The organism is Streptomyces violaceus, from assembly GCF_036014075.1.
Lineage (GTDB): Bacteria > Actinomycetota > Actinomycetes > Streptomycetales > Streptomycetaceae > Streptomyces > Streptomyces violaceus.
Map to the genome: position 1 here is coordinate 4,373,466 of NZ_CP107911.1, position 13,683 is coordinate 4,387,148.

General features: G+C 72.6%; 15 protein-coding genes. 5 read left to right on the forward strand and 10 right to left on the reverse strand.

The window, feature by feature from the left end:
• Window positions 1-14: 14 nt before the first annotated feature.
• Window positions 15-1,592, forward strand: a complete 1,578-nt coding sequence (locus OG542_RS19625; protein ID WP_328412595.1) for a carbohydrate-binding protein — start codon at window positions 15-17, stop codon at window positions 1,590-1,592.
• A gap of 176 nt (window positions 1,593-1,768) precedes the next feature.
• Here OG542_RS19625 and OG542_RS19630 read toward each other — a convergent pair whose 3' ends face one another.
• From OG542_RS19630 to OG542_RS19665, 8 genes are all read right to left on the reverse strand, one after another.
• A complete protein-coding gene (locus OG542_RS19630) occupies window positions 1,769-2,464 on the reverse strand; it encodes a DUF4328 domain-containing protein (RefSeq protein WP_328412597.1) in 696 nt (231 codons plus the stop codon).
• Between the two features lie 84 nt (window positions 2,465-2,548).
• Complete coding sequence (locus OG542_RS19635) at window positions 2,549-2,911, reverse strand: DUF952 domain-containing protein (protein ID WP_328412599.1); 363 nt, start codon at window positions 2,909-2,911, stop codon at window positions 2,549-2,551.
• 34 nt (window positions 2,912-2,945) lie between these two features.
• The gene (bla, locus tag OG542_RS19640; protein ID WP_328412601.1) at window positions 2,946-3,887 is read right to left on the reverse strand and encodes a class A beta-lactamase; all 942 of its coding nucleotides are present in this window, start codon (window positions 3,885-3,887) and stop codon (window positions 2,946-2,948) included.
• Between the two features lie 14 nt (window positions 3,888-3,901).
• Complete coding sequence (locus OG542_RS19645; protein ID WP_328412602.1) at window positions 3,902-5,539, reverse strand: penicillin-binding transpeptidase domain-containing protein; 1,638 nt, start codon at window positions 5,537-5,539, stop codon at window positions 3,902-3,904.
• A 306-nt stretch (window positions 5,540-5,845) separates the two neighbouring features.
• Window positions 5,846-6,454, reverse strand: a complete 609-nt coding sequence (locus OG542_RS19650; RefSeq protein ID WP_328412604.1) for a tellurite resistance TerB family protein — start codon at window positions 6,452-6,454, stop codon at window positions 5,846-5,848.
• 106 nt (window positions 6,455-6,560) lie between these two features.
• Window positions 6,561-8,015 (reverse strand): MFS transporter, encoded by a 1,455-nt coding sequence (locus OG542_RS19655; RefSeq protein WP_328412606.1) that lies wholly within the window; start codon window positions 8,013-8,015, stop codon window positions 6,561-6,563.
• A 164-nt stretch (window positions 8,016-8,179) separates the two neighbouring features.
• Window positions 8,180-9,097: an Ig-like domain-containing protein gene (locus OG542_RS19660; RefSeq protein ID WP_328412608.1), complete on the reverse strand. Its 918-nt coding sequence runs from the start codon at window positions 9,095-9,097 to the stop codon at window positions 8,180-8,182.
• A 59-nt stretch (window positions 9,098-9,156) separates the two neighbouring features.
• Window positions 9,157-10,134 carry a hypothetical protein gene (locus tag OG542_RS19665; protein WP_328412610.1) on the reverse strand — a complete coding sequence of 326 codons (978 nt, stop codon included), beginning with the start codon at window positions 10,132-10,134 and terminating at the stop codon, window positions 9,157-9,159.
• Window positions 10,135-10,151: 17 nt separating this feature from the next.
• Here OG542_RS19665 and OG542_RS19670 point away from each other — a divergent pair, with 17 nt between their 5' ends.
• On the forward strand, window positions 10,152-10,553 hold the full coding sequence (locus tag OG542_RS19670) for a hypothetical protein (RefSeq protein WP_328412612.1): 402 nt from the start codon (window positions 10,152-10,154) through the stop codon (window positions 10,551-10,553).
• Between the two features lie 286 nt (window positions 10,554-10,839).
• Window positions 10,840-11,202 carry a DUF1304 domain-containing protein gene (locus OG542_RS19675; RefSeq protein ID WP_328412614.1) on the forward strand — a complete coding sequence of 121 codons (363 nt, stop codon included), beginning with the start codon at window positions 10,840-10,842 and terminating at the stop codon, window positions 11,200-11,202.
• A 41-nt stretch (window positions 11,203-11,243) separates the two neighbouring features.
• Here the strand turns inward: OG542_RS19675 and OG542_RS19680 are convergent, their stop codons facing one another.
• Together OG542_RS19680 and OG542_RS19685 are read right to left on the reverse strand one after the other, a co-directional pair.
• Window positions 11,244-11,657, reverse strand: a complete 414-nt coding sequence (locus OG542_RS19680; protein ID WP_328412616.1) for a DUF5994 family protein — start codon at window positions 11,655-11,657, stop codon at window positions 11,244-11,246.
• Between the two features lie 141 nt (window positions 11,658-11,798).
• The gene (locus tag OG542_RS19685) at window positions 11,799-12,650 is read right to left on the reverse strand and encodes a hypothetical protein (RefSeq protein ID WP_328412618.1); all 852 of its coding nucleotides are present in this window, start codon (window positions 12,648-12,650) and stop codon (window positions 11,799-11,801) included.
• 128 nt (window positions 12,651-12,778) lie between these two features.
• Here OG542_RS19685 and OG542_RS19690 point away from each other — a divergent pair, with 128 nt between their 5' ends.
• Both OG542_RS19690 and OG542_RS19695 read left to right on the forward strand, forming a co-directional pair.
• A complete protein-coding gene (locus OG542_RS19690; RefSeq protein WP_311126748.1) occupies window positions 12,779-13,153 on the forward strand; it encodes a DUF6479 family protein in 375 nt (124 codons plus the stop codon).
• A gap of 39 nt (window positions 13,154-13,192) precedes the next feature.
• A complete protein-coding gene (locus OG542_RS19695) occupies window positions 13,193-13,681 on the forward strand; it encodes a hypothetical protein (RefSeq protein WP_328412621.1) in 489 nt (162 codons plus the stop codon).
• Window positions 13,682-13,683: the final 2 nt, after the last annotated feature.

Here is a 13,683-nt window from a genome sequence, read left to right on the forward strand (position 1 = left end):
CCTGGAGACGAACGATGCATCTGAGACCAGTGATCGCGTCCGTCGGCCTCCTGGCCGGCTCCCTCGTCGCGATGTCGGGCAACCCGGCACAGGCGGCCTCCACCAGGTACGAGGCCGAGGCCTCACCTGCGGTCTGCACGGGCACCATCGACTCGGACTGGGCCGGATTCTCCGGCAGCGGATTCTGCAACGGTGACAACGGGACCGGCGGCCACACGCAGTTCACCGTGAACGCGTCCGCCGCCGGCACGGCGACGCTGAAGGTCCGCTTCGCCAACGGCACGACCACCGCACGCGCCGCGAACATCGTGGTCAACGGCGCGACGGCCACCACGGCCTCCTTCGAGGGCACCGGCGCGTGGAGCACCTGGGCGACCAAGACGCTCACCGTGCCGTTGCGCTCGGGCAGCAACACCGTCCGGCTCAGCCCGACCACCTCCGCCGGCCTGCCCAACATCGACTACCTGGACGTCGAGACGAGCGGCAGCGACCCGCAGCCCACGGGCCCGGCGCTGTACGTGTCGCCCAACGGCACCGACGGCGCGGCCGGTACCGAGTCGAACCCCACGACACTCACCTCGGCGATCAGCCGCGTCTCCGCCGGCGGGACGATCTACCTGCGCGGCGGGACCTACCGCTACTCCCAGACCGTCACCGTCCCGGCGGGCCGCAACGGTACGTCCGGCGACCGCACGGAACTGTTCGCCTATCCGGGCGAGACCCCCGTGCTCAACTTCTCCGCCCAGAGCGAGGACCCGGCCAACCGCGGCCTCGCCGTCAACGCGTCGTACTGGCACGTCAAGGGCCTCGTCGTCGAACGGGCCGGTGACAACGGCATCTTCCTCAGCGGCAGCAACAACGTCATCGAGCGCACGGTGACCCGCTTCAACCGTGACTCGGGACTGCAGCTCTCGCGGACGCTCTCCAGCACGCCCAAGGACCAGTGGCCGTCCAACAACCTCATCCTGAGCGCGGAGTCGCACGACAACGTCGACTCCGACGGCGAGGACGCCGACGGCTTCGCCCCGAAGCTCACCGTCGGCCCCGGCAACGTCTTCCGCTACACCGTGGCCCACAACAACATCGACGACGGCTACGACCTCTACACCAAGACGGACACCGGCCCCATCGGCGCCGTGACCATCGAGGACTCCCTCGCCTACGGCAACGGCACCCTCAGCGACGGCTCCCAGGCCGGCAACGGCGACCGCAACGGCTACAAGCTCGGCGGCGACGACATCGGCGTCAACCACATCGTCCGGCGCAGCATCGCCCACGAGAACGGCAAGCACGGCTTCACCTACAACAGCAACACCGGCGCGATGCAGATCTCGGACAACGTCAGCGTCGGCAACGAGCAGCGCAACTTCAACTTCGACTCGGGCAGCACATCGGTGTACCGGGGCAACACCTCCTGCGACAGCGGATCGAACGACCGGATCATCGGCAACTCCGACAGCTCGAACCAGTTCTGGTCCGGCTCGAACGGCTCCCGCTGCTCCTCCTACGCCGGTGCCCTGCGCTGGTCCTTCGCCTCGGACGGGCGGCTCGTGGTGACGTTCGGCGGCAGCCGGTCGGGCGGCGACCAGTAGCCTGCCTCGCCGCATGGCACGCACCGGCATTGCGCACTGCTTCCTCTGACTCCGCGGTGCGGACGGCGACGTGAGCGCGACCTCACGTCGCCGTCCTCGGCGTGCCCGCCACCGCCTACCGGATCCACTCCACTGAGGGCATCGCGGCCGCGGCCGGCCGATCCGGCCACCGGGGACTAGGAGTCGGTCCGCGCGACCTCGTCGATGCGCTCCTGCTGCGCCGTGGTGAGTGTGCGGACCATGAGGGCGGCGGTCCCGGCGGCGGCCACGATCACCAGGTCCGCGGCGAGCAGGGGCCAGACGCCGGTGTAGGCGCGGACGATGACCTCGTCGGTGGAGTCGGCGTAGATCAGGCCGACTCCGCCGGCCAGGCCGGCCAGCCACAGGCCCCACCACCAGTTCACGACGGCGGGCAGCCGCCGGTCGGGGAAGACCGACCGGTGGACATCCGCGACCATGCCCCGGGGTATCCACAGGTTCACGACGGGCACGATCCAGCCCAGGAAGAGCCAGAGGTACTGGTAGCGCGGCTCCGTGCCCGAGAGGGCCCGGGCGTTGTCCCGTACGCGGTCCAGCCAGAGCAGGAACACGAGCGCGCAGACCGCCGTGACGGCGCCGCCCGCGGAGTCGACCAGGTGGTAGGAGTTTTCCAGGGCGTTCAGGGGGCGGTGTACGCCGTCGCCCTGGTCGGGCGGGCCGGACGCCGGCTGGCCGGCCACGGCGAGCCGGATGTGCCAGACCGCCCGGGCCGCCCAGGCGGCTCCGGCGAGGGCGAGAGCGACGACGGCGAGGCGGGCCGGGCCCCGGACCGGGCGCAGAGCGGAGGCCGGGACGGGGAGAGGAGCGGCGGCGGGGGAATCCTTTTCGTTCACCCGATCATCCTGTCGTACTCGATCACCCGGCCATCCAGGCGCACTCGTTCACCCGGTCATCCAGTCGCACTCAGTCCCGCCGGCTCAGCCCCGCCGGCTCAGCCCCGCCGCCCGGCCCTCCGCGTCCCACCGCACCTCGAGGACGTGCTCCACGGCGTCCCGGTCGAGCGGGCCGAACACGTGCGGGAACAGGACGTCCCCGGCCACCCCGGGCGGCGGGGCGGGGGCCGCCGCCTCGAACACCACCCGCGCGGTGAGGCGCGCCTCGTCGAGGGCGAGTACCAGCAGGGGCCTGGGCGCGTCCCGGTAGAAGGCGTTGACGACGGCCAGCGTGGTCGGCTCGTCCGGGGAGCAGTGCACGAAGCCCTCCTCGGCGAGGGAGTCGGGCGCGTACGTCCGGCCGGGGGCGGTGTTCCAGACGGTGAGCGGTACGACGTGATAGATCATGGCCCCGTTATAGCTCCCTGGTGGGGAAGGTCCGCTAGAGCCCCAGGGCGGTGATGGCCCGTGCGGTGGCTTCGGCGATCAGGGCGTTGGAGGGCTCGGCCTCGTAGCCGGGCCGGTCGGTCATGACGGCCAGGACCAGCGGACCGGTGCGGGGCGGCCGGACGACGGCGATGTCGTTGGCTCTGCCGTAGTTGCCCGTACCGGTCTTGTCGGCCACCTCCCAGCCCTTGGGGAGCCCGGCCCGGATGCGCCGGGCGCCGACGGCGGTGGCGTTGCGCGAGAGCCAGTCCGTGAGCAGGGCGCGTTCCCCGGCGGGCAGGGCGGTGCCCAGGAGCAGCTCGCGGAAGTCGGTGGCGATCGCCCGGGGGGTGGTGGTGTCGCTGGGGTCGTCGGGCCGTACGTCGTGCAGTTCCGGCTCGTAGTGGTCCATGCGGCTGACCTTGTCACCGAGTTCGCGCAGATAGGCGGTGAGCTTCGCCGGGCCGCCGAGGTCGCGCATCAGCAGGTTCCCGGCCGTGCCGTCGCTGTACCGGACGGCGGCGTCGCAGAGTTGGCGAAGGGTCATGCCGGTCGCTACGTGCTTCCCGGTGATCGGCGCGGTGGACTTGAGGTCGGCCCGTGTGTAGGTGACGCGCCGGTCCAGGCCACGGAGGGAGCTGTGGTGCAGGACCGCCGCCGCGGCCAGTGCCTTGAAGGTCGAGCAGAAGGCGAAGCGCTCGTCGGCGCGGTGGATCACCGTGGCGCCGGTGCCGGTCGCCAGGGCGTAGACGCCGACGCGGGCGCCGTACTCGCGTTCCAGGTCCGCCAGGCGGGCGCGACGGACGGGAGGCGCGGGGGCGGGCGGGCTGGTCGTGGAGGTGCTGCCTGCCCGGCCGGTGTCCCGGTCGCTGTCCGTGCCGCAGCCGGCGAGAGGGAGGAGGACCGCGGCGGCCAGGAGGGCGCGGCGGGACGACGAAGGGGGCCCGTCGACGGACATGCGGAGTGCTCCTGTCACTCGGGGTCGCCGGACGCGGCGGCCAGCAGACTGTGGACGATCGGGCCGGCGGAGCCACCGCCGGTGACACCCTCTTCGACGACGCAGGCCACGGCGACGTTGCCGCGGTGGGCGACGAGCCAGCCGTTGTTGTCCTGCGCGTCGGAGACCTCCGCGGTGCCGGTCTTGGCGCCGATCTCGCCGGGCAGATCGGCGAGGACGTTCGCGGTGCCGTCGGTGACGGTGGCCCGCAGCATCGCGCGCAACTGGGTGACGACACCCCTCGGGAGCGGGGTCGTGGTGGTCTTGTCCTCGTTGCCTTCGGTGAGTGAGGGCTGGTGGAAGGTGCCGGACACGGCCGTCGCGGTCACGGACGCCATGAGCAGTGGATTGGCCTGCACCCGGCCCTGCCCGATCATCGAGGCGGCCTTCTCCGTCTCGTCCTTCGGCGCCGGCACCGAGCCGTCGTACGTGGGAGCCCCGACGTGCCATTCCTGGCCCACGCCGAAGTACTTACGGGCCACATCCCTGAGTTCCCCGTCGTAGAGCCGGTCGCGCAGGCTGATGAACGCGGTGTTGCACGACTCGGTGAAGTCCTTGTGGAAGGTGGCGCCCGGGTGTTCGGAGAGCTCCACGTTCTGGAACCGCTTCCCCACCGTGAGGTACTGGGGGCAGTCGACGACGTCGTCCGGCTTGACGGCGTCCTTGAGCAGCAGGGCGCTGCTGGTGACGATCTTCCAGGTGGAGCCGGGCGCGTAGGTGCCGGAGAGGGCGCGGTTGAAGCCGGAGGCCGGGGAGTTCGCCACGGCCAGGATCTCGCCGTCGTCGATGCGCAGGGCGACGAGCGCGGCGTTCTTGCCCTCGGCGTGGGTGGCGAGGGCCTGCTCGGCGGCGGACTGCCAGCCGGCGTGCAGGGTCGTGCGGACGGGGCCCTTGTCCCGGACCGTCCGCGCGCCGAACCTGGCCTCCGTGCGCTCGACGTCCCCGGTGGCCCGGTCGACCAGGTGGATCGCCCCGCGGGCGCCGGAGTCCGTGCCGTTTCCGCCGAGGCGGGCCATGAGGGGTGTGAGGGAGGGGAGTTCGTCGCCGGACAGGGCCGTCCCCTGCCGGTCGATGACCTCGGGGGGCTTCGTCTCCTCCCGTTCGAGGCGGAACTTCTCGGTGCCGCTCAGGCGCGGGTGGACGACGGACAGCTTCCAGGCCACCTTCCAGGTGCCGTCGCTCTGCTGACGCAGCGGCAGCTTCGACTCATAGGTCCAGGTGCCCAGGCCGGTGACGGGCATCCGGGCGGTGAACGGGACGGTGACCGTGCCGTCCTCCGCCTCGGTCGCGGCCTCGGCCTTGAGCGCGGGCTTCGTGATCTCGAGTCCGGCGGTGAAGCTGTCCAGCACGCGCCCAGCCGCACCGGGGCTGGTCGTACGGGCGGCCGCGTTCGGCAGTCGGCCGGCCGCCCAGTCCGCGAGGAACGCGCGGGCCTGTTTCCCGGCGGCGGGGTCGGGCCCGGTGTCCCGTGCGAAGGGGCCGAGACCGGCCGCGTACGCCCCACCCGCGGCGACGGCCAGCACCACCGCTCCCGCGGTGACGGCCCGTACGGCGGTCCGGCGCGGTCTGCGGTTCCGGGGGCCGGCGCTGGTGTATTCGGCAAGGGAGTCCATGCGCCGAGAAGAGCAGCGGCGTGGGCAGTCTGTCCAAGACCTTTGTCGCTCTCCCATCGATCAGTACCTGATGTGGTTACTAGATCGTCCGCCGCGAGAACGCCGCCGGCCCGCTGCCGGCGCGCTCCGGTCGCGACGCCGTCCCCCGCACTACGGCGGGCGGGGCACCGACGCCGTCATCGGCGCGGCGGCCCGCCCGGCGACGGCGGGCAGGACACCGACGCTCATCGGCGCGGCCGCCGGCCCGGCCGTGAACGCGCCGCACGCTCCCCGCGAGGCCCGAAGAAACGCCCCGCCCGTCGCCGGTCAGAGCTGGAACTCGGCGGGGGACACCCCCAGCGCCGCGCAGGCCTCGCGCAGGACCGTCGCCTCGGCCTGGGAGAAGTGGCCGTCGGCCCCGGCGATGACCATGCCGGTCTGGATCACGGCCCTGGCCTCGGTGGGCTTCTTGGCGGCCTTGGCGATCTCCTGCATCGCCTCGGTCTTGCCGTGCTGGAAGTTCATCGTCAGCTGGTCCACATGCTTGTTGAAGCGCTGCCGCAGCTGCTCCGGCGGGAAGTTCTGCAGCACGTCGTTGCTCAGGATCATCGACTCGACCTGCTGCCGCTCGGACGGATCCACCTGCCCGTCGGCCGCCGCGACCAGGGCACACATCGCCATGCTCGCGTCCCGGTACGCACCGCTCTTCAGCTCGTTCTTCAGCGACCCGAGCTGCGTCTTGAACAGCCCGACCAGCTGAGCCTTGCTGCCACCGCCGGACCGCGAACCCGAGCTGTGCCCGCCGGTCGCGCCGTGCCCGCCGGTCGCGCCGTGGCCGCCGGTCGCGCCGTGGCCGCCGGTCGCGCCGTGCCCGCTCCCGCTCTGGTTCTGCTGGAAGGCCTTGGCCTGGTCCTTGAGCTTGTCCCACACTGCCATTGAGTCACCTCGGTATTAGTCGGAGTCATCTCGCGAACCCGCTCCCGCGCGCTCACCGGATCAACGCCCGACCCCCGGGCAAAGGTTCCGCAAAACGCGCCCTCTCTCACCTCCTGTTCTCCCTTTTCCCTTGTGCGGCGTGGCTCGCGATCAGCGGTCCCGCGACGCACGCGGCGGCCAGCAGGATGCCGAAGGCGACGGTGAGGGCCGTGGTGTAGCCGTGGACGGATGCCTCGGCCGGGCTGGTGCGAGCGGCTCCTGCCGCGTAGGACGCCGTGGCACTGGCCGCGACGGTGTTGAGCAGCGCGGTGCCCAGTGCGGCTCCCAGTTGCTGGGAGGCGTTGTAGGCGGCCGACGCGGCTCCGATGTCGCGCAGCGGTACGTCCGCGGTGGCCAGCCCGGCCGTCGGGGGCAGGACGCAGCCGAGACCGAGCCCGGTGAGGATCAGGGCGGGAGTCAGGTACAGCGGCAGGACGTCCGTACTCCGCGCTGTCAGGCCGGTCAGGACGAGCACTCCGGCGGCCGCGGCGACCAGACCGGGCACGATCAGCAGCGCGGGCGCGACGCGTCCGTGCAGCTTCCCTGCGATGAGGGTGGAGCCGAGCAGGGCGGCCAGGGCGTTGACGATCAGGACCAGGCCCGCCTGGACCGGTGAATAGCCGAGGACGGTCTGTGTGTAGTAGCTCATGAACAGGTAGAAGCCGAACATCGCGACGAACATCAGGGTGATCGCCAGGAGCGCCCCCGCGCGGGCGCGGTGCAGCAGCACGGGCATCGGCAGCAGCGGGTGAGGGGCGCGGAGCTCGACCACGGCGAACGCGGCCAGCAGCAGGACACCGGCGGCCAGCAGCGTGAGCACCTTCGCCGAACCCCAGCCCAGCGGTTCGGCTTCGTTGAAGGCGTACACCACGGCGGCGAAGCCCCCGGCGCTGAGCAGCGCGCCCGCGGCATCGAGCCGTCCCTCGCCCCGGACCGGGCGGTCCGCCGGCACGAGAGCCGTACCGAGCACGGCGAGCAGCGCGACCGGGACGTTGATGTACAGGCACCACCGCCAGCCGGCGTACTCGGTCAGCAGCCCGCCCGCGATCAGTCCGAGGGCCGATCCGGCGGCGCCGACGGCGGCGAACACGCCGAACGCCCGGCCGCGTTCACCTGGCTCGGTGAAGGTCGTGGACAGCAACGACAGCCCCGCGGGCGCGAGCACGGCGGCGAAGACGCCCTGTAAGGCCCGGGCCGCGAAGAGTGTCTCCGGGTTCCCGGCGGCCCCGCCGAGCGCGGAGGCGACGGCGAAACCGGCCAGGCCGATGACGAACGCGCGCCGGTGGCCGAGGGCGCTGCTGACTCTGCCGCCGATCAGCAGCAGCCCGCCGAAGGCGAGCGCGTACGCGGTGATCACCCACTGTCTACTGCCGTCGGACATGCCGAGCGCGCTCTGTGCGGAGGGCAGTGCGATGTTGACGATGGTCCCGTCCAGGACCACGAGGAGCTGGGCCGCGCTCACGGCCGCCAGCGTCCACCGGCGTCGGGTCCCGGGGGCGGATGCGATGACTCGGGTATCCATGACTTCAATCGTTTCGTTGAAGGGGCCCCGGAGACTTTTTCCGCCGCCGTGGCCGCCCTCCCGCGGCGGTTCGCGGCCGGCGTTCGGCAACCCTCAAGTCCGCGGTGGAAACGGCGACTGCCCGCACCCGGTGATCGGGGGCGGGCAGTCGGGGTGACGTGAGGTCAGGCGCCGTCGCGGGAACGGAGCTTCAGACGCGGGGCGAGGCGGAACGCCGCGAAGCCGACCGTGGCCAGGGCCGCGGCCGCCGCGAGCAGGAGGCCGATGCCGCCCGCGCCGGTCGAGGCGAGGCTGCCGCTGTCGAGGTTCGTCGACGTGCCGCCGCCCGTGGTCGTGCCGCTGCCGCCGGTCGTCCCGGACTCGCTCGCGCTGGGCGAGGGGCTCGGTTCGGCCGAGGGGCTCGGGTCGGTCGTGGGGCTCGGGTCGGTCGTGGGGCTCGGGTCGGTCGTGGGGCTCGGGGAGGGCGAGCCGGATCCGTCGCCGGGGCCGGGCTCGTGCGAGCCGTCGCCGGGGACGACCTCGACCGCGAACTGGGTCATGGCGTCACCGACCGACGCGGCCACGGTGTACGTGCCCGTGCCCTCGCCGGCGGTCAGGTCCGGGGCCGCGGCCCTGCCCGCCGCGTCGGTCCTGACGCGGACGACCTGGTCCTCGCCGCCGAAGCGGGGAGCGTCCTCGCTGCCGTCCTCGACCCGGAACTCCACCTCCGTGCCGGCCGGCGCCGTCTTGCCCGACTTGACCACCATGGCGCGCAGCGCCTCGGCGAAGTCCTGCCCCTGCTCGGCCTGCTGCTCGTCGCCGCCGGTGACGCTCACGACGTAGGGCGACTCCTTGACCCGCACGGTGAAGGCCGTCGACGCGCCCTGGGTCTTCGCCCGGACGGTGAACTCGCCCTCCTTCTTGCTGCCCAGCCCGATCCACGGGGACTGCGCACGCCCCTGGGCGTCGGTCGAGACGACGGTCTCGTCGTCGTCCGGGCCGCCGGTGAGGTAGAAGAGCGGCTTGAGGCCGTCCGGGTCCTCGATCGTGAAGGTCACCGCGGTGCCGGCGACCGGCTTGCCGTCCTTGTCCCGGGCCACCACGGCCAGCGGGTCGACGTCGTGGCCCGGCTGGGTCGTCTGGCCGGTGCCGGAGACCTGCGTCAGCCGGTCGACCGTGGGGGACGCCTGCCACTGGAGGACGATGCGGCCGGGCCGCCGGGGGCGCTGGCGCCGCCCTCGGCCACTCCGGAGTTGACCGGGTCGCCGGAGAGAGCCCAGAACGGATCGTTCTTCTCCGGAGCCGTGGTGCCCTTGCCGATGACGAGACGGGCGTCGTCCACCCGGGCCGGCTCGGCGTAGCTGGAGCCGCCGCCACCGCTGCCGGTGGTGCCGTCGTTGCCGGTGGAGGAGCCGGTCTCGGCGCCCGTGCCACCGCCGCCGCCCGCGTAACCGGCACCGCCGCCGCCACCGCCGTACCTGCCCGTGCCGCCGGCACCACCGGCGCCGCCCTTGGCGTGGTCGGCGCCCGCGGCGCCGTTGCCGGTGCCCGCGCCGCCCTTGGCGCCGGTGGCGCCCTTGCCGCCGCGGCCCTTCTCGGAGGCGTCCTGGCCCGACTCGCCGCGGGCGACACCCGCCTGGGCGTGGGCCGTGTCGCCGCCGGCGCCGCCCCCGCCACCGGCGACGACCAGCGGCGAGCCGCCGCTCGTGCGGATGGCGCTGCTGTTGCCGCCCCGGTGGGCGCCGGAGCCGCCCGGCTTGCCGCCGAGGGCGTCACCGAAGCGCGGCCCGGCGACGGCGAGGCTCAGCGCCTCGCCGGGCGTGACCTTCAGGGTGCCGCCGACGAAGCCGCCCGCACCGCCGCTCACCGTGGTGTTGCCGGTACCGCCCTCACCCCAGACCCGCACGTTCAGCTGGGTCACACCCGACGGCACCTTGAACTCCTGCGCGCCCTCCGCCGGGACGAACAGTCGGCAGCCGGAAAAGCCCTCCACCGGCGCGCACGCCTTCCCGGCGGGCACGGCGGCACCGGCGGCCGAGGTCCCCGTCAGAGCCGTTCCGCCGGTCACCGCCAGCAGGGTCAACGCGGCCGCGCCGCGCCGGAATCCGGCACGGCGCGGCACAACGGAATCGTGATGCATCAAGAAAACTCCCCGACTTGTCACAAGCTCCGGCCATCGGCACGAACATCCTGGAGAAGGTCGAGGCGGCGACCGACCGCGCCCGGCTAGACGACGGCCCGGCCGCCAAGGCCCTGGAGCGGCTCTGCCAGGAGTACTTCGAACTCGGCGACGGCCTCACGCTGATGTTCGAGACCCCGCAGCTGGCGACCTGGTCCGGCTGGGACGAGGAGACCGCCGCCGACCAGCACTTCCTGCACACGGTCCGGCGCGGCCACACGGACGGCAGCATCGACTCCGAGCTGGACGAGGAGTGGGTCCGCAACCTGGTCTGGTCCCTGCTCTACTCGGCCTGGGCACACACCCGCACCGCCGGCGCCTCGAAGCACTCCGCCATGACGCTGTGCCTGCACACCCTGCGCAAGGCCATCGCCCCGTAGAGCTCGTCGCGTTGAGGGGCCTGCAACCGGCTGAAGTCGTACAAGCACCCGGAGCGGGAAGGCCGGGCCGGGCTCCCGAGCGGCACACGCGGGGACGCGTCGGCCCGGACCGGCCTTCCACTGCCCGCAATCTGCCACCCCGCACCGCCCACCGCCTCCCGGGGAGGCCCGAACGAGGACGGCGGGCGGGGACGGCGGGGCGAGGACGGCGGGCGGGGACGGCGGGCGGGGACGCGAGCAAGGACGGCGGGCGGGGGCTCCGGATGGTGCCTGGGATGATGCGTGCATGTCGACCCTCGCCACCCTCGCGGTGCTGGCTCTCGCCGCCCTCCACGCCTACATCCTGGTGCTGGAGATGTTCCTGTGGACCACTCCACGCGCCCGCGCCGCCTTCGGCACCACCGCCGAGTTCGCGGTGGAGACGAAGGCCCTGGCCGCCAACCAGGGTCTCTACAACGGCTTCCTCGCGGCCGGGCTGCTGTGGGGCGCGGTGGCGTCCGAGCCGGTGGGCTTCCAGGTCTCGGTGTTCTTCCTGGTGTGCGTGGCCGTCGCGGGGGTGTACGGCGCGGCCACCGCCAGCCGGAAGATCCTCTTCGTGCAGACCGTGCCGGCGCTGGTCGCTCTCGCTCTGGTGCTGCTCGCGCACTGAGCGGCGGGGCCGGGTCGAGCACTGAGCGGCGGGGCCGGGCGTCACGCGCCCTGGGTGACGGCCCGCTCCATGAGCAGGTCCGCCTCCGCCTGAGCCGTCGCGGGCGGCACCACCAGCAGGTCGTAGCGGCCCCGGCCGGGCGCGAGCAGGCAGACGGTGTGGGGGGCGGTGGGCGAGTCGGTGTGACCGACGTGCACCGTCTGCCCGGCGATGACCATCTGCTCCGGGCAGTCCGGCCAGGTGTCGCCGTTGACCAGGACGCTGCTGATGCGCCCCCAGGCGCGCGGCAGCACGCCCAGCAGTGCGGTCAGCTCCCGCGCCAGGTCGTCCGAGCGGGGCCACCACGCCCCGTCGATACGGCGTGCCGTACGGCCGAAGCGCGTGGGCTCGGCGAGCCGCAGCCGGACCTCCCGCGGTGCGGGGAGCGGCGACGGGGACGAGGAGGCGGACGTCATCGGGGCTCCTGCTGTGAACGGGGGGACGTGGCCAGGAGACCGTGCAGCCACCGGTGGTTGCGACATACCCCCGGTCTCTCCACCGTACGCCGCAGAACGGTGCGGGAGCAGGGACCGCCCGCACCGCCCACCGGGTGCCGGTCAGAGGCCGTAGCGGTTCTTCAGATGGCGCCAGAAGTCACGCGCCATCCACTTGTCGAACTCGGTGATCTGCGCGGCGCTGCCCGCCTTCATCAGGAAGCAGCACTGGCCGGTCGGCGACCAGTCGTAGAAGTCGTCGAGGCCGAAGGTGTGGCCGACCTCGTGCAGGTAGATGTGGATGTTCTCCTGGTTCAGGGCGCCGGTGAAGTACTCCTGGCCCATGCGCTGGCCCCAGTCGCCGCCCGCGCCGCCGCCGAAGCCCTTGGTCAGCCACAGTGACTGGTCGTAGTGGCGGGCGGCGCCGCCCGGACACTTCGAGTAGTTGCCGTCCTGGTGGAAGAAGCGGCCGCAGTCCGGAGCGCACTGCGGGGCGCCGCCGCCGTCTAGATTGCCGGTGTAGATGTCGACCGAGTTGTCGGTCCACTGGAGGGTGGAGCGGTTCTTGACGGCCCAGCCGACGATGTTGACCGGGACGTTGGTGTACGGCCAGGCGTTGTGCCCCTTGCCGTTCTCGGTCATGGCCGTCATCCACTTGCCGAACTGCTTCTTCAGCGCCGCGTGGATCCGGTCCCGCAGGGCGGCGCTGACCGGGGCGTCGGACTCCCAGCGGACGCAGTAGTTGACGCTGCCCCGGTTGGCCATGACCTGGTCCCAGCCGTAGTTCCGGAAGCCGTACAGGTTCGGGTAGGTCGTCTCGACGTGCCGCCAGACCTCGTTCAGGGGCTGGACGAGGTGCGCGGGCGGGTTCCACTCGTCGGCGGCCTGCGCCTTGCCGTTCGCCATGCCGGGCGTCGCGAAGACCGCCGCCAGGACGGCGAGCACGGTGATCAGTCGCGCGAGATGTCTGCGCATGGTGATCTCCCTCGTGTGGGGGGACGGGGTATCACCGTGAGGTCGTCGCCGGCGCGGCAGAGGTTGCCCCGTTCTCGCCGTCGGACATTCCGGGCGCTTTATGGCAATCCGTCGGCGATAATCGGAGTATGAAAACGGCCACGTATGAACTGCTGGCGGCGTCGTCGGATCACGCGATCGCCGTGACCATCGCCTTCGTGGGCGGGCTGATCGTGGCCTGCGCGCTGATCTGGGCCGTACGGGTCGGCATGCGGGTCATGGACAAGGACACCCAGCACCCCGGCCTGGACGAACAGCCGCACATCCCGGAAGGCGGGCCGGTCCACGAGATGCGCGAGAGGCGCGAGCCCGACGAGATGCCGATCACGACGAAGGACGGCGACCGCATCCTGCCCCACGACCTCCATCACGCGAGCACCAGGACGGGCAAGGACCAGAATCCGCGCCGTTGGTCGCCCGGATCCAGCGGATCCTTCGGCGGCGGCGGCCTCGGACGCACGTGACGCACGTGACGCGGTAGGCGAGGCCCTTCGGGAGGCTCTATGGCTGCCCGCCACCGGACGCGCTGGGCGACGGGCGGGGCGGCGCTGGCGCTTGCCCTGGCCGCCGCGCTCTCCGGCTGCGGCGGCGACGACAGCCCCGCGGACACCGCGAGCAAGGCGGAGTCGGCGGTCGGGTCGCTCGCCTCGGGGGCCTCCGAGGCGGTCGAGTCGGCCACGGCGGAGGCCGAACGCCGGCTCGACGACATCCAGGACGGCATCGACGTCAAGGGCGACGTGAAGGTCGGCCCGCCCACCGTCGGCTCCGACGGCCGGGCCCGGGCCGAGGTCACCGTCGACAACACCGCCGACGCGGCCCGGTCCTTCGCCGTCCAGGTCAACTTCACCGACTCCGGGAACAAGCTGGTCGACACGGTCATCGTCACGGTGAGCAACGTGCAGGCAGGCCACTCCGCCACAGCCACCGCCCGCGGTACGCACGACGTCTCCGGCGAGATCCGGGCGGAGGCGGCCCGAGCCGTGCGCTACTGACG